This window comes from Mediterraneibacter hominis (genome assembly GCF_014287475.1).
Lineage (GTDB): Bacteria > Bacillota > Clostridia > Lachnospirales > Lachnospiraceae > Mediterraneibacter > Mediterraneibacter hominis.
The window spans coordinates 828,151-849,650 of the sequence record NZ_JACOPF010000001.1 but is presented as its reverse complement, the minus strand read 5'-3'; the positions used below and the strand labels follow the sequence as shown (position 1 = coordinate 849,650).

22 protein-coding genes are annotated in these 21,500 nt (G+C 32.8%); all 22 read left to right on the top strand.

The features are described from left to right. The first annotated feature begins 77 nt into the window (after positions 1 to 77). A complete protein-coding gene (locus H8S37_RS04045; RefSeq protein ID WP_186874739.1) occupies positions 78 to 635 on the top strand; it encodes an MT-A70 family methyltransferase in 558 nt (185 codons plus the stop codon). Positions 636 to 797: 162 nt separating this feature from the next. Then, positions 798 to 1,049, top strand: coding sequence for a hypothetical protein (locus H8S37_RS04040; protein ID WP_186874738.1), 252 nt, complete (start codon positions 798 to 800; stop codon positions 1,047 to 1,049). Positions 1,050 to 1,057: 8 nt separating this feature from the next. Next, a complete protein-coding gene (locus H8S37_RS04035) occupies positions 1,058 to 1,762 on the top strand; it encodes a hypothetical protein (protein ID WP_186874737.1) in 705 nt (234 codons plus the stop codon). A gap of 63 nt (positions 1,763 to 1,825) precedes the next feature. Further along, entirely contained in the window at positions 1,826 to 2,455 is a 630-nt protein-coding gene (locus tag H8S37_RS04030) for a hypothetical protein (protein ID WP_186874736.1), read from the top strand. 22 nt (positions 2,456 to 2,477) lie between these two features. After that, positions 2,478 to 3,506 (top strand): DNA polymerase beta superfamily protein, encoded by a 1,029-nt coding sequence (locus H8S37_RS04025; protein ID WP_186874735.1) that lies wholly within the window; start codon positions 2,478 to 2,480, stop codon positions 3,504 to 3,506. 25 nt (positions 3,507 to 3,531) lie between these two features. Continuing rightward, positions 3,532 to 3,726: a hypothetical protein gene (locus tag H8S37_RS04020; protein WP_186874734.1), complete on the top strand. Its 195-nt coding sequence runs from the start codon at positions 3,532 to 3,534 to the stop codon at positions 3,724 to 3,726. A 26-nt stretch (positions 3,727 to 3,752) separates the two neighbouring features. Then, positions 3,753 to 3,980: a hypothetical protein gene (locus tag H8S37_RS04015; protein ID WP_186874733.1), complete on the top strand. Its 228-nt coding sequence runs from the start codon at positions 3,753 to 3,755 to the stop codon at positions 3,978 to 3,980. A 203-nt stretch (positions 3,981 to 4,183) separates the two neighbouring features. Further along, on the top strand, positions 4,184 to 4,441 hold the full coding sequence (locus H8S37_RS04010) for a hypothetical protein (protein WP_186874732.1): 258 nt from the start codon (positions 4,184 to 4,186) through the stop codon (positions 4,439 to 4,441). A gap of 63 nt (positions 4,442 to 4,504) precedes the next feature. Then, positions 4,505 to 4,705, top strand: a complete 201-nt coding sequence (locus H8S37_RS04005; RefSeq protein WP_186874731.1) for a hypothetical protein — start codon at positions 4,505 to 4,507, stop codon at positions 4,703 to 4,705. A gap of 505 nt (positions 4,706 to 5,210) precedes the next feature. Further along, positions 5,211 to 5,492, top strand: coding sequence for a hypothetical protein (locus H8S37_RS04000; protein ID WP_186874730.1), 282 nt, complete (start codon positions 5,211 to 5,213; stop codon positions 5,490 to 5,492). 19 nt (positions 5,493 to 5,511) lie between these two features. Then, on the top strand, positions 5,512 to 5,709 hold the full coding sequence (locus H8S37_RS03995) for a hypothetical protein (RefSeq protein WP_186874729.1): 198 nt from the start codon (positions 5,512 to 5,514) through the stop codon (positions 5,707 to 5,709). A 49-nt stretch (positions 5,710 to 5,758) separates the two neighbouring features. After that, entirely contained in the window at positions 5,759 to 5,926 is a 168-nt protein-coding gene (locus H8S37_RS03990) for a hypothetical protein (protein WP_186874728.1), read from the top strand. A gap of 226 nt (positions 5,927 to 6,152) precedes the next feature. Continuing rightward, positions 6,153 to 6,512, top strand: coding sequence for a hypothetical protein (locus H8S37_RS03985; RefSeq protein ID WP_186874727.1), 360 nt, complete (start codon positions 6,153 to 6,155; stop codon positions 6,510 to 6,512). A gap of 283 nt (positions 6,513 to 6,795) precedes the next feature. Continuing rightward, positions 6,796 to 7,872 (top strand): hypothetical protein, encoded by a 1,077-nt coding sequence (locus H8S37_RS03980; protein ID WP_186874726.1) that lies wholly within the window; start codon positions 6,796 to 6,798, stop codon positions 7,870 to 7,872. 69 nt (positions 7,873 to 7,941) lie between these two features. Then, a complete protein-coding gene (locus tag H8S37_RS03975) occupies positions 7,942 to 9,111 on the top strand; it encodes a P-loop NTPase family protein (protein ID WP_186874725.1) in 1,170 nt (389 codons plus the stop codon). Between the two features lie 21 nt (positions 9,112 to 9,132). Next, positions 9,133 to 9,999 carry a hypothetical protein gene (locus H8S37_RS03970; RefSeq protein WP_186874724.1) on the top strand — a complete coding sequence of 289 codons (867 nt, stop codon included), beginning with the start codon at positions 9,133 to 9,135 and terminating at the stop codon, positions 9,997 to 9,999. Positions 10,000 to 10,021: 22 nt separating this feature from the next. Next, positions 10,022 to 11,575, top strand: a complete 1,554-nt coding sequence (locus tag H8S37_RS03965) for a hypothetical protein (RefSeq protein WP_186874723.1) — start codon at positions 10,022 to 10,024, stop codon at positions 11,573 to 11,575. Next, positions 11,575 to 12,603: a DNA primase gene (locus H8S37_RS03960; RefSeq protein ID WP_243207056.1), complete on the top strand. Its 1,029-nt coding sequence runs from the start codon at positions 11,575 to 11,577 to the stop codon at positions 12,601 to 12,603. The genes H8S37_RS03965 and H8S37_RS03960 overlap by 1 nt, the downstream gene beginning before the upstream one ends. 137 nt (positions 12,604 to 12,740) lie before the next feature. After that, positions 12,741 to 14,450: a DHH family phosphoesterase gene (locus tag H8S37_RS03955; protein WP_186874722.1), complete on the top strand. Its 1,710-nt coding sequence runs from the start codon at positions 12,741 to 12,743 to the stop codon at positions 14,448 to 14,450. Between the two features lie 25 nt (positions 14,451 to 14,475). After that, the gene (locus tag H8S37_RS03950) at positions 14,476 to 17,721 is read left to right on the top strand and encodes a DNA polymerase III subunit alpha (protein ID WP_186874721.1); all 3,246 of its coding nucleotides are present in this window, start codon (positions 14,476 to 14,478) and stop codon (positions 17,719 to 17,721) included. Further along, complete coding sequence (locus tag H8S37_RS03945; protein ID WP_186874720.1) at positions 17,714 to 21,340, top strand: AAA family ATPase; 3,627 nt, start codon at positions 17,714 to 17,716, stop codon at positions 21,338 to 21,340. The genes H8S37_RS03950 and H8S37_RS03945 overlap by 8 nt, the downstream gene beginning before the upstream one ends. Beyond that, positions 21,337 to 21,498, top strand: coding sequence for a hypothetical protein (locus H8S37_RS03940; protein ID WP_186874719.1), 162 nt, complete (start codon positions 21,337 to 21,339; stop codon positions 21,496 to 21,498). The genes H8S37_RS03945 and H8S37_RS03940 overlap by 4 nt, the downstream gene beginning before the upstream one ends. Positions 21,499 to 21,500 lie beyond the last annotated feature (2 nt).

The following is a 21,500-nucleotide window of genomic DNA, read 5'->3' as shown; positions in this document are numbered from 1 at the left end:
TAATAATTGTGAATAAAATTTGGAGGAAAAAAGAGGTTTGCGCGCGCTTAAAACTATAGTTTACTCCAAAATAGAAAATGAAAGTAGATATTTTTAACGCGAACAAAAAGTATAACATAATTTACACCGACCCGCCGTGGCAACAATCAAAAGGAAATCTTAGAAAATGCCGACCAAATCAAGGGAAAAAGCTGGATTATCCCACAATGACGCTAGGAGAGATAAAAGACATCCACGAGAAGGTATTTAATCTGGCATGCGAGAAGAAACATAATGTATTTATATGGTCGATTGACAAGTACCTTCTCGAAACCGAACAGATGATGCAGGAATTAGGCTACACGCTCCATGCACGCATGATATGGGACAAAGAAAATGGGATTGCGCCTGCGTTTACAGTTCGGTTTTCGCATGAGTATTTACTTTGGTTTTATAAAAAAGGAAATATGCTAATGCCCGCCAGAGACCAACGTGGCGTGTGGACAACGGTATTCAGGGAACAAAGTACTATGCATAGTCGTAAGCCCGTTGTAGCGAGGATGATGTTGGAGAAAATGTTTCCAGGGTCGGAAAAGCTGGAATTGTTCGCCCGGCAGCAGGCGGAAGGCTGGGATTGCTGGGGAAATGAAATATAAATATAGAGAATCGTATAGGTGGATTGAAAAGATTTAGAAACGTTTTAGTAAAAATATAATGCATATCTTTAGGTGCAGTTTTGGGAATGATTGCGTATGTTTCTATTTTATTTTGTACAGTTATCGTGATGAGTAAAACTTTCATTTAAATGGAGAAATTATATGGTAAACAACGATTTTTTAAATGATATGTTTAAGGCATATGATTCATCTTATAGGGCAAAGGATCAAAGAAAGATGGATATAGCTATACGTAAAAAAGAGTTTGAAAATACATTGGATAAAATGTGGAAGATTTATGTAGTAAATCCAAATCAGATTATTGAGTATAACAAACAAGTTGTAAGTATTAAAGAATGTGGGTGTAAGATATATAGAAATAGTGACGGAAAACATAAAATAGTGATTGGATAAGGAGAGATATGCTAGTTACTCAAGAAAGAGATAATTTCTGGATGCTGAATTGGCTTGATGAATTTATGATAGGACACCATGGATTTATTTGTGGAGGCTGTTTTAAGAACATATTTAATAAGGAAAAAATTAAGGATTTAGATATTTTCTTTAAAAGTCGATCGGATTATGACGAAGCGGTTCAGTATTTCGACTCTATGACTCCTGGTTATGAGGGCGACGATAAAGGAGACGAGGAATACATTTTTTGCTATGAAAATGACAATGTAAAGGCTTATAAACATAAAAAAACAGGAGTTAGGATTGAACTGTGTTGCAAGATTTTTGGGGCGGCAGAAGAAATTTTAAATCAGTTTGATTTTACTATTACGAAATTTGCTTACTATAAGGCAGAGGTTGAAGATGAAACTGGCGCAGAAGTTGAGCATGAACCGTTTGCAATCGAATCTGTAGGCGACGAAGAAAAGCCAGAGACACATATTGAATACAGAGTCATGTACGATGACAAGTTTTTTGAGCATTTACATTTAAAGAGACTTGTCACGGACAATGAAATTCCATATCCAATGAGTACATTTGAAAGAATGTTAAGGTATGCGAAGTACGGGTATTTTCCATGTCGAGAAACAAAGATGAAGATAATCAAGGCGATAAGAAAGCTTGATGATAGGCAAGTTGAATTATCGGAAAGCCTTTACGATGGAATGGATTAAGAGAAGGAATACACTGTTCAGTTTGATACGGTGTGAAAAGATTGATGGGAAAGTGGAGGAAGTATGAGTTATAGCAGTTTGTGGGTAATGGATAAAAAATTTTACGGAGAAGTGCTGGCAGAATTTAAAAATTCATGGTTGTTTTCTCCTATCATATGGGATGTTTTATCTGATAAATATCTCCCAAAAAAATTCGGATATATACAGTCTATTATTGGATCTGATGGCAATAATGTATGGGAACAAATCAACGATTTGATGAATCATTCAGACAATACATGCGAGCGAATTTGTTGGGAAATGTCAAATCAATGCGTGTATTTTACAAAAGACAAAGAGTGTATAGCCGATAGTATTTTGGAATTTGCCAAAACGCATAAAGAGTATCTCAAAGACAAAGAAGATAATGTAGGCGCTTTGGAACGAGAGCATATTATCGAAAGATTTACAGAAATATCTGATACGATTCGTTCCATTGACGAAAACGCATATCCCTATTTTATCTTCAAAAATACGTCTGTTGATGATGGTGTAGAAAGATGGTTTGAAACATACAACGAAGAAACGGACGAATATGAACCGAGCAGTTTGAAAGACTTTTCAGAATTTGCAACAGAATTTGTTGTTATAGAAAATGGGGGAATTAAAGATTTTATAAGTAATATAGATTATGATTATTATGTTAAGGAATGATTTTTAAGAAAGATGTGTTTTTATGAATATTAAACAGATTTATGAAACTGTAGCAAAATCAGATTATGATTTTCTAAGAGAAGACAGACATCTCGGAAATAATATTATTCTACTAGGTCTTGGCGGAAGTCATGCGTATGGGACAAACACTGAGAGTAGTGATTTAGATATCCGTGGATGCGCTTTAAATAGCAAGCGTGAATTACTTACAAATGAGAATTTTGAGCAATTTGTAAATGAAGCAACAGATACGACTATCTATTCATTCAATAAACTTATCTCTCTTCTTATTAATGTAAACCCAAATACAATTGAATTGCTTGGATTAAGACCAGATCACTATTTATCCGTATCAGGCATTGGAAAAGAATTGCTTGATAATGCACATATGTTTTTATCCAAGAAAGCTGTTTGCTCTTTTGGTGGGTATGCCAATCAACAATTGCGACGTCTGGACAATAAAGTTGTTCGTCTGGTAAATCAAGAGCAGAGAGAGCAGCATATCTTGAATAGTATCAATAATGCTTATTATACGTTTCCGGAAAGATATTCTTCGTTCCCTGAAGACAGTATCAAACTTTATATTGATAAGTCTAACCAGGAAGAATATGATACAGAAATTTTTATGGATGTGAATCTGCATCATTATCCATTACGAGATTACAAGTCCATGTGGTCAGAAATGAATAATATTGTAAAAGATTATTCTAAGATTGGCAAAAGAAATAAGAATGCGATAGAGAAGAATAAATTAGGAAAGCATATGATGCACTTAGTTCGTTTGTATTATATGTGCTTTGATATTCTCGAAAAAGAACAGATTATTACTTATCGTGAAAAAGAACACGATCTTTTGATGGGTATTCGTAACGGGAAGTATTTGGACAGTAATCGACAGCCGATTCCTGAGTTCTTTGAAATGGTAGGCAAACTTGAAAAGCGATTAGAATACGATAAAGAAAATACATCATTGCCTGATAAGCCTGATTATAATAAAATCAATGAGTTTGTAATGAGCGTAAATGAAAGAGTAGTGAAGGAAGAAACCTAAAACACAATACGATAAGGAGTCGAAAATGAATAAGAAAATTAAAAAAGTTCTTGATTGGACTATATTGGTACTTTTATTAATCTGGTTTATTGTTTGTTGTGCTTTGACAATTATAGATCAAGGAGTTGTTCATTTTTTAATAACACAGACTATTGTACTGGCTATTGTACTGGGCATTTATTCGTTGGGCTTGCTTGCAGCATATTGGATATTTAATTAAAACTGAGATTTTATAGGAGAAAAATAATGTATATTTACGAATCGCATATGGGCGGATTATTTACATCTGATCAAGAATTAGACGTTGAGGAATGTCACTGCGAAACATGCGGAGATTATGACTGGCTTATTGGTGAAGCTGATACCAAAGAAGAAGCGTGGGAATTATTAAAGGACGATACGAATATTAATGACTCTGGTGGATGGGATTATGAGTATATACAGAATTTTTTAAATGATAACTTCGAGGAGTGAAAAGAAAAAGTGAAAGGATACAAGTTATATCTTGAAGACTACTGCGATTACTGTCCGAGTTTTAAACCAGAAATAGAACAAGTTGACTGTACATCGGTGCTTAGTGCTCCCCTACGATATACTAATATTATCCGGTGCGTACACAGGCAACAATGTGAGAGAATTGTAGAAAATTTAAAGGATAGAATTAAAGAAGAAATAGAATGAGTATCACAGACGCAATTAAAGACATGGAGAAGTACATGGGATTAGAAAAAGACTTTTCGGAATATATGAACGCACCGTTACCCAACAACGGACATGCGTACATACAGATGGATTATAAGACGGGTAAACAGTGGGTTCATTGTCCGTATTGCGGGAAGAAGAACTTCCCTGTTGAGGAATATACTAAAATTTCACGATTGCCATATCAGTGCAAAGGTTCAAATTGCAGAGAGATTTTTGAGGTGAATGTATGAATTGCGAATTTATGAGCAGGTATTTAGGCATCCCTTATCAGAAAGGTGAAGTGGAATCAGTATATGAAAAAAATGGTATGTTTTTATCAGGCTAAGTGTGAGATATATGATAGAAGCCTGACTGATTTGAGGAGTCCTTATGATAAGACAGAAGCATTTATTGTTGGGGAAGCAAAAAAATATTCAACGCATTATGCCGAATCATTGAAAAAAAGATTTTTAAATGGTATGGAGGAATTGAAATTGAAAGATAGAATAAAGTAAACAATGATTTGTGTAGAATGTCAGCACAATATCCGATTGATGTGCACTTACATTTGTTGAATGATAAAGATGAAATTATATGCGAACTTGATGAATTGTTTTGAGGTTAATATATGAAAATATTATCAAGAAAACAGCAGGACGAAATTTTAAAACGGATAGTAAATAAGGAGGGTTGGATGAAAAAATTATTTATTTCACAGCCTATGAAAGATAAAACGGATGAAGAAATTCTTAAAGTAAGAGAGTGCGCTATCGAAAAAGCAAGGGAGTATATTGGCAAAAATTAAGAAATAGAAGTTATAGATTCTTTCTTTCAAAATGCCCCAGCGGGTGCAAGACCACTTTGGTTTTTTGGAAGGTCTTTGGAACTGTTATCTACTGCCGATATAGCTTATTTCGTTCAGGGATGAAATGAAGAACGCGGGTGCAAGATTGAGCATATGTGTGCTACTGAACACGGAATAACAGTAATCGAAAATTATTCAGATTAAGGAGTGGCATTATGAGATACATAGAAAATATTGTTATTGGAAAACCATTAGTTTCGCCTGAAGAAATGTTTTCTACTGGAACTACTGATTGGATAAGAATGGAATGTGATAAAACATATTATACTGAAGAACGATTTCTTCCAAGAATATTAGTTAACATTAGTGTTTATCCGTCAATAAGTGAAATTAGAAGAAATAAACCCGAGCTCATGGTTAGTTTCGATAATTTTGATTTTATTGATGGTATTAAGGTATCAAAGAAAAGAAAATTATGGATTTTGGTTGGAGAATAATTAATATAGGAGAATATGAATGGAATTATATCCAGGGAAAATGGTGAAAATAAAAGACTATAATGAACTTCCACGTCACTGGATGATGTCAGGAAGAACACATGAGTGGATGGGGAAGATTGTTACAATTGCTATGTGTTACGGAAAAAAGGTGAAAATAAAAGAGGATAATTTGTTTTGGGCATGGAATGTGGAGGAGTTTGAAGATATTGAATGAAAAAAGAAAATTATATTTAAATGATGAAATAAATAGGGGATGTAAAATAATGGACGCAAAAGACTTGGACAGTGTTTCAAGAGAAGAACAGAAGGCAACTTTAAGTAATATCATTTTACAATGTATGATTGAAAATCGAATGACATTAGAAAATTTGGATGAAGCATGTGAGATCATACGAGAAGCTTACAGGAAGAATGCTACAATGAAAGGCTGACGATTATATAATTTTCCTCACAAGTCACAAGATTATTTGTTTCAAGAGGAGGAGATAGTGTGACGGTGGATGAGGATAAGACAACTAATAATGAGGAATGGAATTTGCGCAACGATTTATGGTTTTTATGGGAAATATTGACAAAAGTCTGTTTTTTTTACCTTTTTTCGAATGGTTTTTCTAACTCTAAGAAATAAACCAGTCAGATATTATAATGCACAGGGAGGTGAATACTCTGAATATTATTAATGATTTGATTGACATTATCAAAAATAATAAACGGCATAATGTAAAAATTACTATAGATACATCGGGTGTGACTGTATATTTGGATGATGACCCAGATGAAACATATGAAGAAAAGTATGTGATACCAGTCAAGTACGATACCCTGTATGAATGTTGTCATATACCCCATGATGAATATATAGAAAGTATGTCAAATGACACAGCAATTGGAATTGACAAAGAAGAAATTGAGCTGATTCAAAAAATCATGGAGTATTTAGAGAATAATAAAAGCGAAGTACAAAATATATGTAACATATTAAGTGTAAGATATAGAAAAGATTTAGATAACAAATAAGAGTTCAAAAAATAATTTAAAACGTCTTTAACCTTTTTAGGCAAGAACCCACCTCTATGCACAGCATAGGCAGTGGGAGTATGTCACCGTCTTAATAATCTATTTTCAATAATTTATTTCCCAATTTAATCAATTGAATAATTTTACTTTTTTGTAGGTGAAATCAGCTACCTTGGATTTTTGTACCCTAAAAGCTGTTGACATAGTTGATCGTATAGAGTTCTTCTATGTTCCGTCTGTATGGGCGTTTATATAGAAAAAAATACCATTTGGAGGATATTATATGGCAAAAGAAAGAATTTTTAATCTGCCGGAAACAAAAGGAACTTTTCAACTTAGAGGTAAGATTACTGGTCATGATAAGGATAATTTTTATAAAGAATCCACGACAAAAACAGGAAAGTTAATGAGACGTACATCATTTGGAGTCACGTATGAAGACAAAAAAACAATGTATGTAAGTATGCAGGGGATGACACAGGATAATGTTTACTTCAGTAAACCTGGTGCTACTAAGGGAGAAAAAGCGGAAATAAAGAAGGTTCCTTGGGCTGAAAGATTTAATTTTAAAGAAGATGGTTTTCAACTTATTGGTAATAATATTGGAGTTACAAAGGCAGTCAACAGTAAAGGAGATATGGAGAATGTAAGGCAGAGACTTACAGATTTCGATTCTATCAAGGCTATAACAGATAATCTAAAAGATGATGATAGCGTATTTATTAAAGGTAACATTGAATATAGTAGTTTCACTAATGATGAAGGTGAAAGAAGAAATAGTGTAAAACTCGTACCGAATCAGGTTTCTCTATGCAAATCAGCATTAGATTTTTCCAAAGAAGATTTTGAACCCAGACATGAATTTAGTCAGGTTATTGTATTTGATTCCATAGAACAAGAGAAAGAAGATGACAAGCCAACTGGCAGATTTGTTGTAAATGCGAACATTATTAACTATGCAAGTATTGAAGATGCAGAGTTTATTGTAACAGATTCTAATCTAGCAAAGATAATGAAAAAGAATTTATCACCGTATTTTGCAATCAAAGTGTGGGGAAATATTGTGATGACAGAACAGGTCGAAGAAGTGCAGACAGATAATGTTTGGGGTGAATCAAATAAAATGGAGAGACAAGGAACTCCAGTAAAACGTGAATTTATCATTACTGGTGCTGACCCTAGTTCTATTGACAAAGATACATACTCTGAAATTAGTATTGCAGAAGCGAAGCTAAAGGTACAGAAAGCACAGGCTGCGAAGGATGACTTTGGTTCATCTACAAATGAGAGTTCAGCTTCTAGTGCTTGGGGAAGTGTACCAAATGGTGATGAAGGTATTGATGAAGATATTCCCTGGTAAACCTTGGTGGTTCACCAGATTTGGACTAAATAATTAAAAATACAAAACAAAAAGGAGACAAATTAATATATGGCAAAAGCAAGAAAAGGTAAAGCGATTCAGAGTAAATTAATGATGGTTCTTTATGGAGAACCCTTTACCGGAAAAAGTACATTGGCTTCGCAGCTTGTGTACTTTAAAAGACCGGATGGGAAACCATTTAGAGTTTTGTACCTTGATCCAGAATCCGGCTCAATTGATGATTATGTAGCGGACATGGAAGCGAATGGAGTTGATCCGGAGAATCTTTATATTGTATATACACAGTCATTGGGAGAAGTAAGGCAATATATTGCAAAAGTAAAAAATAATGAAGATTTTTATGTTTTGGATGATGATGGAGATGAAACAGAAGAGGTTGTACGTGACGCCGATGGACAGCCATTCAGAGCAGATGCAATTGTTGTAGATGGTACAACCATTTTGAATTTAACTACAAAACAGGGATTGATTGAATTTTCAAAAAAGAGAAATAAAGTAAAAGCGGAAAAAGATGGACTGATTGGGGATGCCAAACTTGTGAAAGTTGAAGGCGCCGGCCTAGAATTGAAAGACTATCAGACTGTAAACTTTAAGGGACAAGATCTTATTCTTGATTTAATGGCTTCTGGTGTTCATTGTATTGTAACTGCTAGAGAAAAGTCAGAAACGGAAAATCGTTTAATTGATGGTAAAAGGGAATCTGTAGAAACAGGTCGTAAAATTCCAGATGGATTCAGAGGAATTGATTATAACGCGAAAACAGTTATCCGTACATTCAGAGACTCAGAAACTGGCATGGTATGTGCTCATATCGTGAAAGATAGAACTGGTGTGCATGGAGAGAATGAAATTGTGGAAGATCCGACGTTACTTGATTATCAAGCGGTTATTGATAAAACAGCGAAGAATCAGTCTTTTGTACTGAAGAATGATCTAACTAAAGCTGTTGACGTTGAGAAAGATATTTACAAGAAAGAAATTATGGGCGAACTTGGACAGCCAGCAGAGGATGATAACTCTGAAAATAATACTGTTGATAGTGATTCTGCCGATGCATTAAGAAGCGAAATCATCTCAACTCTAAAAGACCTTCCCGTACCAAAAAAAGCACAGATTAAAGCGGCAGTTGAAAAAGCGGGATTACCGACATCATATAAAAATGTGACAGACATAGAGGTTTTGAAGCAGGTCATGGAATTAATAAATGCAAATAAATAATTATTGAAGTGGGGCATAGGAATGAAAATTCAAATTGATGATAACGGAATTGAATATTTTAATCGCGTATGTCCTTACTGTAAAGAAGATGTGCGTATAAATCGAAGTAACAATAAAGCAGTTATGTTTGATAATAAAGTATATCATTTTGAATGCTTTTCTAGGATGAAGCAGATACATAAAAAATGTAAAAACTGCAATAAAATTTTTTCGTTTCAGAATGAAGAAGAAATTAATATGCTGCGCTATCAGAATGGATTTTACTGTGCCGAATGTTTTAAAAAATTATGCGATGATGGAATTGTAAAGAAATCTAAAAAGTGGATGAATGCACATGATAATATAGAAATTTATCGTAAAAATGCCAGAGATAATATATGCGAAGCATTAAAGAAAAAAAGAAATTCTGCTTCATTGATTTCTACAATGAGAGATTCTCTCACATCATATGCCGCAACTATATTTGCAGAATATGATGTCAATAATCTTATTCGAGCGAATTACAACTTACAGGATGTAAGCGTCTTCTACATGCGTTATCTCCAGCCACTATATAAAGGCGAATCTAAGAAATATGTATCTGTTAAAATCCCACCAGTTCATTTGCTAGAAATGTGGAGAACAAAATTACCATATCTAACCAAACTTTATCAGAAACAAGTCGCAAAGGGAAAGGAGTTTAGCGAAGTTGGAAGGGTTGTATATGACCTTTCCATCCTCGTTAATAAATATGAAGATTTTTTGGAATGGAAAGAAAAGCAACGTGCGTTAGAATATGAAAAAACAATCATAGAAAATACGCCGATAAACGTAAAAAATATAAAACCGAGTGTATCAGCAGAAGGGAATAATGACGTAAGTGAAGTGTTAGATGATATTTTTAGTTGAGAGTAGGTGGTGATGGCGGTATTTGAATGAACTAGAAATAAAATCAGTGAATAATATACAAGCAGAAATTATGCTGGTAGGTAGTTTTTATAAGCAACCAGACTTATATGTTTCCTATGGCAATTTCATGCGCAGCAAATATGATTTTTCAGATGAGGCAACAAAATTTTTTTATGATAATTTTGAGTTAATGTATACGACATTTTCACAGAATATGGAAGAAAACCAAGTTAATATCTTTATGTCATCAGACATAGACAGGCTTAAAATTTATAAAAAATATAAGGGATGGAAGACTATTTCAGAATGGGTGAATCTTGCTAATATTGAAGATGTCAAAAACTATTATGGCTTGGTTAAAAAATATTCTTTGATTAGAGAGTATGAAAAAAATGGATATCCGGTACAACGTATTTTAAATCACCGTAATTTTAATCAATGGACTGCAAGGGATATATATAAAATTATTCGCTCACAGGCAGATAAGATAAATACAGTTATCAATGCAAATGAAGAAAGTGTAATTCTTACTGATAAAATGACAAAACAGGTTGAATCGCTTTTGATTATGCCAGATATGGGTTTGCCATTACCATGGGATATCTTAACTGAAATGTTCAGAGGCTGTAGGCTTGGAAAAGTTATATTTAATGGATTCCTGTCAAATGAAGGTAAATCTCGAAATATGATGATGTTAATTGCATATATTGTATTAGTTTTAGATGAGAAATTTTTGCTCTTAAGTAATGAGATGGACGAGGCAGATTTACGAAATTGCTTGATAACTACCGTTATTAATAATGATTGTTTCAAACCTTATCATGGAGTAGAAATTAAAAAATGTGAACGCGAGATAGTTCTTGGAATGTATCGAGATGATAATGGTAATTTTATTGAACGACGTGAAGATGCAGATGGGCACTACATAGAATCTGAAGATGATTTTATTGCGAGAGTGGCTAGAGAATCTGAGGAATATAGAAAAGTTCAGAAAGTAGCTGCATGGGTTGATGAAAAGAGAAATGGGAAGCTATTCTTTAAGGATGTTGGCATGGACTATTCTGATGAAGCTGTAGAATTTGAATTAAAAAAACATAAGATGGTCTATGGTGTAAACTATTGCGGTTATGATACGTTAAAAGGGTATCGAATTGATGATTGGCAAACAGTAAAACAAACAGCAACGAAGATTAAGGAGCTAATGAAAGAAATGCATATGTTCTGTTTTGCTGTATTCCAATTAACTGATGATACAGTATTTACAGATGTATTTCAGTTATCCAGTAACAATATTGCTAATGCGAAACAGATTAAACATGTCGCTGATATCCTAATGCTTGGAAAGCGAATAGACAAAGAAGAATATCATAAGTATCAATATATGGCAGAAACAGATTGGGGAGTAGCTACGCCGCATGATTTGGATTTCGCACGACAATACTTTGCAATTAAAGTAGACAAAAATAGAGGTGGTAATAAAGCAAGAATGCCATTGTTTGAAATTGACTTGGACTTAAATGTTTGGAAAGAAGTTGGGTATTTAATTAAAAGAAATAAAGCGAAGGATGGTGACTAATGATGGATGTGGGGCAGCTTAAGACATATATTTATGATGAAAATCACGTGGAAGAAATATTATCTTCCATTGGCTGTCATCACATCTATTACCATTCATCTGGCTATTGGACATGTGCAAACAAAGATGGTGACAACAAGCAAGCAATTGTAATTCGGAATAATGAGTATCTTCCTTGTATAAATTATACAAGACAAATCGTAGAAGTAGATAGAAAAACAGACTTAATTGATTTAGTTTGTTATAATAATAGATTTACGTTTCCAGAAGGATTGAAATATTTGTGTGAACTTTTGGGGTTAGATTATTATCATGATTTTAATGATGATATTCCAGAGAGTCTACAGATAACAGATTTAATATTGAAAATGAAGAGAAACGACAATAACAATTCACTTGATATATCATTAAAACCAATCTCCGAGAAAATTCTTACTTATTATCATAACAGGGTTAATGACCTTTTCTATAACGATAATATCTCCTATGAGACTCAACAAGATTTTCAAATAGGATATGACGCAGAATCAAATCGAATCACTATCCCAATTTTTTCGGAGGTTGGAGATTTAGTAGGGGTTAAAGGAAGATTATTTAAAAAAGAATTAAACAATTATGATTTAAAGTATTTATACCTAGAGCCTTGCCCGCGTAACAGGGTAATTTACGGATTAAATAAATCCATGCCTTATGTAAAACGTGTAGGGAGAATTTATGTTACTGAGGCAGAAAAGGGAGTTATGCAATTGTGGACTTATGGAGATAAAAATGCTGGTGCCACGGGTGGAAAAGAACTATCCGTTCAACAAATAGAACTATTAACCAGATTAAGCGTAGAAATAGTATTCGTGCAAGACAAAGACGTATCAAAAGATGAGTTGTCGTCTCTTGCGAATAAATTTGCGGATGGTATTCCGATCTATGCAGTATATGACACTGACAATATTTTAAATGAGAAAGAATCTCCAACAGATAGTCCGCAGAAATGGGAGTATTTAAAAAAGAATAATATATACAGAATCAAATAGACAGGAAGTGATGAAGTATTAAATATAGATTAATAAAAAGCAGCGATAATAATATTCATGGTAACATTGAAAAAAATTTTTTTAAAAATAGAGGAATTGATGATTATATCACATACAAAAATCTTGATGAAACATGTTTGATACCATATAAGAAACTAAAAAATATAGAAAAAGCAGTACAAATGTTTGCAAAGCATTTTGAAAATCGGAATAAAATCGGGATTTTAATTGATGAGGATGTGGACGGTTTTACATCGGCGGCAATGATGTATTCCTATATTCAAGACATGAAAGAAGATTATCCTGTAAAATATATTATGCACGATAGAGCAAAAGCACATGGATTATCTAGTGATGTAGTAATTCCAGAAGATATTAAACTTTTAATTATTCCGGATGCTTCCACAAATGATTGTAAACAATGCAACGAACTTCATGAAAAATATAATACGGACATTATTATTCTTGATCATCATCAGCAAGAAGATACAAAAGAAAAACATGAGTATGCTGTTTTAGTGAATAATCAAATAAGTGATGATTATAGTAATAAAAACTTATGTGGAGCAGGAGTGGTTTATAAATTTCTCCAGGCGTTAGATGATTATTATTGGAATGACTATGCTGAAGATTATATTGATTTGTGTGCACTAGCAAATATTAGTGATGTGATGGATATGCGATCATTTGAAACACGATATATAGCCATACAAGGATTACATCATATTAAAAATAAATGTTTTCAAGCATTAATTGACGCTCAGAGTTATAGCATGAACAATCATATTAATATTCATAATATTCAATGGTACATTACCAGTGTTATTAATGGGTGTATACGATTTGGCTCAAGCGAAGAAAAGGAGTTATTATTTCGTGCATTTATAGAAACGGATGAGAGTTTCGAATATAAAAAACGAGCAACAAAGGACAAGCCTGCCGAAGTAATTCAAGAGAGCATTTATGACAGGGCTGCCAGATTATGCAAAAATGCAAAATCCAGACAGGATAAAGCAAGAGAAAAGAGTACATCAGAGATTATGGAATGTCTTAGAACATACGACAAAGATAATAAAATTGTAGTGTGCGATGCCTCTAATATTGTGGATACATCACTAACAGGTGTTGTTGCAATGAAAGTGGCAGATATTATGAATCGTCCATGCATCCTTCTGCAAAAACACGTTGATGATAACAATAAAGTTATTTATGGTGGTAGTGCAAGAAATATTAATCATAGCCCTATAGAAAGTTTAAAAGATGTAGTGAATCAAACCGGAATTGCTACATTACAGGGGCATGATAATGCAGCCGGATTAGTAGATTTACAATTTGAACAAAAAGACGAGTTTATTAAAAAACTTAATGAATTACTCCAAGATGTTGAATATGATGCTACATATACATGCGATTATATTATAGATGATATTGAGAATATAAATCCAGAATTCATTTCAATACTTGCTGGTTTTCAGGATTTCATTGGTCAAGGAATTGAGAATCCCATTATAGCAGTATCTAACGTTACACTTTGCAAAGATGATTTTCAATTGTTAGGAAAAAATAGTGATACATATAAATTTACGTATAATGATATTGAATATGTCAAATTCAAGTGTAAAGACGAAGATCCAGTTCTCAGTTGGATAAAAGATTGTTGGAATGATGAGGAAAAAATTGAAATTGAGTTAGTAGGTAAACCGGGTATAAATATATTTAATGGAATACGCACTATGCAAGTGATTATCGAATCTACGAATATTATTAACACTACACATTGTATGAATGATTCTGATGATATATGGAATAGTACAATTAATTCGGATAATGAAGAGATGGCATGGTAGAACAGTGAAGGGGGATGATTGATATTTGAGCAGTGCATTACACACACATAGTATGTATAGTCTTTTAGATGGATATGCTACACCCGAAGAAAATTTAAAACGTGCAAGTGAATTGGGATTAAAAGCATTAGCTGTTACGGAGCATGGAAATCTTTATAGCGCCTGTTATTATGATAAATTAAAGCAAAAATATCCTGATGTTAAAATTATTTATGGGGTAGAATTTTATGAATGTTTTGATATGCATGTCCAAGACAAAGATAGTAAATATTTTCACCTCATTGTATTAGCAAGAAATGAGAATGGCAGAAAAGCCATTAATAAACTGATTACAAAAAGTAATTTTGAAGGTTTCTACTATAAACCACGAATTGACTTGGAGGCAATGAAACCATATGGAAAAGACTTAGTTGTTTCTTCAGCATGTTTAGCGTCAAAGTTAGCAAAAGAACCAGATATTGACAAATGCATTCAGTATATCAACGAATACAAATCTATTTTCCCTTATTTCTATCTTGAAATGCAGTCGCATAATCACCCAGAACAAGCAGAATATAATCAAAAAATATTAAAGCTTTCACAGATAACAAATACCCCATATATTATCACATGTGATAGTCATGCCGCTACCAAAGAAGATCTAAAATATCAGAGCCGGTATGTGCAGATTGCTCATGATAGCGAAACTGCAAGTGAAGTATACGAAGGATGTTGTATCCAAAGCGATGAAGAAATTCATGAAATAATGGATGGCCAAATTGGACAAGAAGCAGTTAATGTTGGGTTGTTAAGGACGGATGAAATTGCTGACTTAATTGCCGACGTAAAAATGCCATTTCAGTCTCCGCAACTACCTACGTTCCCTCTTCCAAAAGGCTTTGACAATAATTATGACTACTTAAAATATTTGGTAGCGGAAGGGTGGAAATATCGTGGATTAGATAAGCTTAATAAAGAAGTACAGGAAAAATATAAACAACGTATAGAGTATGAGTTAGGCATAATTCATCAAATGGGATTTGACGGATACTTTCTTATTGTATGGGATTTCATAAATTATGCAAAGGATAATGGAATTGCTGTGGGACCTGGTCGTGGTTCGGCAGCAGGCAGTATGGTATGTTATACTCTAAAAATTTCTGAGCTTGATCCAATCAAGTATGGATTAATTTTCGAGCGATTCTTAAATCCTGAAAGAGTATCAATGCCGGATATTGATGTGGATTTCTCTGACAGAGGGCTTGTCATAGATTATTTAACCCGTAAATATGGTGAAAGTAATGTATGCCAAATTATTAATTTCTCTTTTATTACCCCTGTTGTCGCAATCAAAGATGTAGGTAAAATACTTGGATTCCAATATAAAGAAATGGACAAACTGAGTAAAAAATTTACCTATGATACATTTGAAGAATGTCTTGATAATAATAAAGAGCTTGTCAATAATAACCCACAATACCAAGAATTATTTGATATAGCATTACATTTGAGTGGACGAGTTAAAACCGTATCATGTCACGCTGGAGGTGTTGGTATTGTGGATACAGATATTAACGATTATATGCCGATGAAATTAGGAGAGAAGGGTGAACATGTTATTCAAGTTGACAAGCGCATTGTGGAAGAAATAGGGATTATTAAATTTGATTTATTGGGTGTTCAAACACTAACAATGATACAGGAAATCATAAATGATACTGGAATAGATCCATATGAGATTAATATCAATAATCCTCGTTTTTACAATGATACTAAGCCATATATTATTTTGAACAAAGGATTGACTAATGGAGTCTTCCAAGTAGAAAGTGCTGGAATGAAAGATTTGTTAATAAGACTTCAGGCGTCGAATATGGAAGATTTATCCGCAGTATTAGCTTTATATAGACCAGATTCAATGGGAGCATTAGATGAATATATTGAATGCAAACATAACCCAGAGAAAGTGCATTATATTCATCCAGATATGGAAAGTATATTAAAAGATACATACGGTCAGTTGATATATCAGGAAGAAATATTAGATATTGTACGCAAATTTGGTGGTAGAACGTATGGCGGTGCGGATCTTTATCGTAAGGCGATCGGGAAAAAGAATATTGAATTAGTCAAGAAGGAATCGGAAAAGTTATATCAAGAGATCATAGATACAGGATATAGTGCAGAATTAGCAAAAATAATTAGTGATGAAATGTCTGCTAAGGGTGGGTATTGTTTTAATAAATCCCATAGCTATTCTTACGCTGTAGTTTGTTTCCAAACGGCATATCTAAAAACTTATTATACAATCTATTTTTTTAAAGCATTATTTAACCTGAACAAAGATAAGGCAGGTATGATTAATAAATATATTATTGATGCGAAGGACTTTGGTATTAATGTGACACCACCTAATATTAATAAGTCAGAAATGAATTTTTCGATTAGCAATAATAAAATATTGTTTGGATTATCTGCTATCAGTGGCATTGGAGAAAATGTTGCAAATGCAATTATTAGCGAACGAAATATAAATGGCGCATATATGGGATTACAAGATTTTATCGAACGTACAGGTGTTACAAAAGCACAAGTTATTTCTTTGATTAAAGCTGGAGCAATACCCACAAAGGATAAAAAAATATGTTTAATCCGATATTTGAAAAGCCTATATAAACCACTGAAATTTAAATCCGTAGCAAAAGCACCTTCATATGCGACATTGATTGCGGAGTGGGATATTGATCCAGAAAAATATCGAATTGGTCTAAAAAAATATGATTACGATAAAGAAAAAATCTTAGAAGTATACAATCGAAAGAGACAAGAAGCCTTTGATAAACAGCAATCAGAGCGATTTCAAAAATATATCCGAGAAAATAATAAATATCTTGAAAATGAAGAATTTTGGGAATTTGAAGCACTGCAAATTTTTATCAATGACAATCCATTCTGTGACGCATATCGGTATCTTTCTAGAGCATTTGAGGATGTGGAAGAAGGAGAGTTATGCACAATTGTAGGAATCATTGCAAAAGTACAAAAGAAAAAAGACCGTCATGGAAAGACATTTGCATACATTAATATTTATTCGTCATTTGGATTAACAGAAGGAATCGTATGGCACAGTAAATTAAAGGAATACGAAGATTTGATTGCAAAAGGAAATCAAGTAGCAATATATTGCCAGAAAGATTCAGACGATAAAGTAATCGTCAAAGAGATGAAATCATACTACACATGGTTAAATGAAATTAAAAAAAGAAAGGCGGTGAAAGTGATACATGGATAATATGGAAATATTAGAATTTAAAATGGTTCCTGTGAGTGAGCGATATTACAACGAAGACACTTCTTGGGGTGTATTTAATTTTACTACAAAAGATAAGATCCCAGAATACTTAGAATATAAAGATCCACTTGACGATAAAGCGGTTACGCAAAAAATGAGTACAATAGCTGGTAAAATGCAACAGTTATATGTAGGTTCGGAATATCTCGTAAAAGCGAGATGTGAGTATAATGAAAAATTCCATCAATATCAATATGTACCCATATCCATTATCGCGATAATACCGCAATCTCAAGAAGAACAGAAACTATTTTTAAAATCATTAGTATCTTCTGAATCCATCGCTGATAATATCTTATACGAATATCCCAATGTGATTGAAGATGTTATGAATGGTGGGCTGATAGATTTAGAGTATGATAAAATTCGTGGGGTTGGGAAAAAAACTTGGGATAAAATCAGAGAGTCTATTATAAAAAATTATATCATTTCGGACATTATTACTCTATTGCAACCAATGGGTGTGACCTTCAATATGATTAAAAGACTTCTTGACGCAGAACCAAATCCATCATTGCTTAAACAAAAGTTAAAAGAAAATCCTTATATCATGGTTAAAGCAATCAAAGGTCTTGGATTTAAAAGAATTGATGATATGGCATTAAAAATCAAACCAGATTTACGGGTGTCGAACCATCGGTTGACTGCCTTTATTATGTTTTACTTAAAAGAGTGCGGAGAGAGCGGTGGACATACATGGGTGTATATAAATAATTTAAAAAATGCTATTAGTGATACAATTCCAGAGTGTTACAATTTATTAGATGATTTGTTAGAACATAATACTTTCTTATATATAGAAGAAGATAAAGTTGGATCAAAAGAATATAGACATATTGAAGAAAAAATATTTAATATCCTAGTATCAAAGCAAAACTTGGATAATCATATAGTTGTGATAGAAGATGATAATAAAGTTGATGAATATATCAAAGAAGCTGAGAAAGAACAGGGGTTTCAATATACCGAAGAACAAAAAAATGTTATTACACAGTCAATACAATCCAACCTCATTATAATTTCAGGAAAAGCTGGGACAGGGAAAAGTTCAATATCAAGAGGCATCCTCAAAGTCTATCAAGGGTTTAATTATAGAATTTCTACTTGTGCCTTATCAGCAAAGGCAGCGCAGAGAATTACAGAAGCAACAGGATTTGCTTCATCCACGATTCATCGCTTACTTGGTTCACAGGGGCTAAATGAATTCACATATAATTTCCAAAATCCATTGCCTACAGATGTTCTGCTTATTGACGAAGGAAGTATGATTAACGCAGGATTGTTTCTTTCTTTATTGGAGGCTGTTAATGATACAACCAGAATAATTATATGTGGAGATCATATGCAACTACCACCAATTGGATATGGCAATGTATTTTCTGACATTATACACAGATCTGAATTCAATTCTTATCAACTTACCAAACCAATGCGACAGGCAGAATTATCAGGTATTTTATCTGATGCAAATCTCATAAGAGACGGTATCAGTCCTTTGAGTGAACCTTCATTAAAAATTATACGTGGAAAATTAAAAGATATGTACTATATGTTCCGAGACAATAGAGAAGCATTACAGAATATTGCAATTCAAACTTTTTTAAAATCTATTGAAACAGAAGATATAGGAGAGGTCGTCATTATTACTCCAAGAAAACAGAATTGTATAAATAGTTCCATAGAATTAAATAAAATTATTCAAGAAAAATTATTAGGCAGTGAGTCTAAATTTATCTCATATGGAGAAACAGTTTTTAAACTTGGAGCAAAAGTTATGCAGATAACTAACAACTATGAAAAAAATATTTTTAATGGAGAAATAGGTTATATAACGTATATTGGAGAAAAAAATGAAGAAAAGAAAAAAGTGAAGTATTGTGAAGTTGAGTATAATGATTTAGCCGTATCATTTGACAGAAAGAAGATAGTCGAATATAAGATGAATGAACTTTCTGAAATTGAACTAGCATATGCTATGACATGCCATAAGTGCGTTACAGAAGACACAATGTTATTTAGCACAAATGGTATCATAGAATTAAATGAACTGAATAATAATGCAGGTAAATATGAATCAAAAATATTAAATGATGATGTTCCATATGTTTATAATGGATATGAGTTAGAAAAACCAAAAGCATTTTATAATGCCGGTATATCAGAGTGTCTTATTATTTCTTCTCAACGTGGGTATTCACTAACGGCGACTCCAGACCATAAAATAAATGTCTTAGGTAAGGACGGATATATTATTCCTAAATATGCTAAAGATATCACTAATGATGATTATGTTGTGATTATAAAAAATTCTAATATATACGGAGATAAGATATCATTACCAGATAATTGGAAGGTTGATTTAAGTACGCTTGATATTAGAACTTCAATTTATGAAATCCCAACGTATTTAACAAAAGAATTTGCTAGGTTTTTAGGTTATATGGTTGCAGATGGAGTAGTGTCAAACCACGGAATTAAATACGGAAAAAACCATAAAAACGTAGTTCTGGATTTTAATAATGTAATATATCAAATATTTGGGTATAAAGCGAAGGAACCACGCAATGTACTTCCTGGTGGTACAATGGGAGGAATGTATCTAAGTGAAATTTCATCAAAACACATTAAGGCTTTTTGCGAAAACATTGACGGGATACAACCAAACAATAAATTTGTACCACATGTAATAATGTCAGCACCAAAAGAGATTCAAATTGAATTTTTGCGTGGAGTGTTTGAAGACGGAAGTGTGTGTGTGAAAAATAATAAATTCGAACATATATCGTTTACGTCTGCATGTGAGAAATTGGTTAATCAAATACAAATGTTGTTATTAAATATGGGAATTATATCAACCAAATTGAAACGTAGCACTTGTTGTCCAAATGGAACAAATGCAATAAGTTATAACCTCTTTTTATATGGTACTGATTGCGATAAATTTATAAAAACAATTGGATTTATTAGCAACGAGAAAGAGAAAAAATCCTATAAATATTACGAACAAACTGGAAAGACTTCTAGTAATTATGCTATCCCATACATCAAAAATATAATAGAAAAAATTGTTAAAGATTATAACATTCCAAGAAATAAAATCTCATATAAAATAATGCGAAAAGACAGAAGAAATATTAGTTACGCATCTTTAAAATTATTCTTGCAATTCTGTAATGAAAATAATATTTACAATAACGATGTAAAATATTTAGACTATTTATATCATAATACAAGTATCCAAAAGGTTAAAGATATACACACTACAATAGCACAAACATATTGTATTGAAATGCCAAAAACACATCAATTTGTACAAAATGGATTTAGCGCATGGAATTGCCAAGGATCGGGCTTTAGAACAGTAATAGGTATTATTGATAAACAACATTATACGCTTTTAGACAACTGTATGTTATATACATTATTAACACGGGCAAAGACAAGATGTCTTTTACTAGCTGAGCCACAAGCGTTCATGAGATGTATTCGTACAAATCATAATACTTCAAGACAAACGTGGATGTCTTTGCCAGATTCAATTAAGGAGAATCAAGTATGAGTTGTATAATGATGATTATTGCAGCATTGATTGTTACGGTGATTTTATTTGTAGTAACAGGTTGGCGTGTAGAATTGAGCGATATTCCATATGCGATTATTACCTTCGGATTTGTTGTGGCTATGTTATATAGTTTCAGATGTATGATTCCAGTTTGATA

What these genes read in the sequence shown, in the direction of transcription:
- H8S37_RS04040 (WP_186874738.1), top strand. Translation starts at nt 798, where the DNA reads ATGGTAAACAACGATTTTTTAAATGATATGTTTAAGGCATATGATTCA.
- H8S37_RS03990 (WP_186874728.1), top strand. Translation starts at nt 5,759, where the DNA reads ATGGACGCAAAAGACTTGGACAGTGTTTCAAGAGAAGAACAGAAGGCA.
- H8S37_RS04030 (WP_186874736.1), top strand. Translation starts at nt 1,826, where the DNA reads ATGAGTTATAGCAGTTTGTGGGTAATGGATAAAAAATTTTACGGAGAA.
- H8S37_RS04010 (WP_186874732.1), top strand. Translation starts at nt 4,184, where the DNA reads ATGAGTATCACAGACGCAATTAAAGACATGGAGAAGTACATGGGATTA.
- H8S37_RS03970 (WP_186874724.1), top strand. Translation starts at nt 9,133, where the DNA reads ATGAAAATTCAAATTGATGATAACGGAATTGAATATTTTAATCGCGTA.
- H8S37_RS03980 (WP_186874726.1), top strand. Translation starts at nt 6,796, where the DNA reads ATGGCAAAAGAAAGAATTTTTAATCTGCCGGAAACAAAAGGAACTTTT.
- H8S37_RS04020 (WP_186874734.1), top strand. Translation starts at nt 3,532, where the DNA reads ATGAATAAGAAAATTAAAAAAGTTCTTGATTGGACTATATTGGTACTT.
- H8S37_RS04045 (WP_186874739.1), top strand. Translation starts at nt 78, where the DNA reads ATGAAAGTAGATATTTTTAACGCGAACAAAAAGTATAACATAATTTAC.
- H8S37_RS04035 (WP_186874737.1), top strand. Translation starts at nt 1,058, where the DNA reads ATGCTAGTTACTCAAGAAAGAGATAATTTCTGGATGCTGAATTGGCTT.
- H8S37_RS03995 (WP_186874729.1), top strand. Translation starts at nt 5,512, where the DNA reads ATGGAATTATATCCAGGGAAAATGGTGAAAATAAAAGACTATAATGAA.
- H8S37_RS03960 (WP_243207056.1), top strand. Translation starts at nt 11,575, where the DNA reads ATGATGGATGTGGGGCAGCTTAAGACATATATTTATGATGAAAATCAC.
- H8S37_RS04000 (WP_186874730.1), top strand. Translation starts at nt 5,211, where the DNA reads ATGAGATACATAGAAAATATTGTTATTGGAAAACCATTAGTTTCGCCT.
- H8S37_RS04025 (WP_186874735.1), top strand. Translation starts at nt 2,478, where the DNA reads ATGAATATTAAACAGATTTATGAAACTGTAGCAAAATCAGATTATGAT.
- H8S37_RS03945 (WP_186874720.1), top strand. Translation starts at nt 17,714, where the DNA reads ATGGATAATATGGAAATATTAGAATTTAAAATGGTTCCTGTGAGTGAG.
- H8S37_RS04005 (WP_186874731.1), top strand. Translation starts at nt 4,505, where the DNA reads ATGAAAAAAATGGTATGTTTTTATCAGGCTAAGTGTGAGATATATGAT.
- H8S37_RS04015 (WP_186874733.1), top strand. Translation starts at nt 3,753, where the DNA reads ATGTATATTTACGAATCGCATATGGGCGGATTATTTACATCTGATCAA.
- H8S37_RS03940 (WP_186874719.1), top strand. Translation starts at nt 21,337, where the DNA reads ATGAGTTGTATAATGATGATTATTGCAGCATTGATTGTTACGGTGATT.
- H8S37_RS03975 (WP_186874725.1), top strand. Translation starts at nt 7,942, where the DNA reads ATGGCAAAAGCAAGAAAAGGTAAAGCGATTCAGAGTAAATTAATGATG.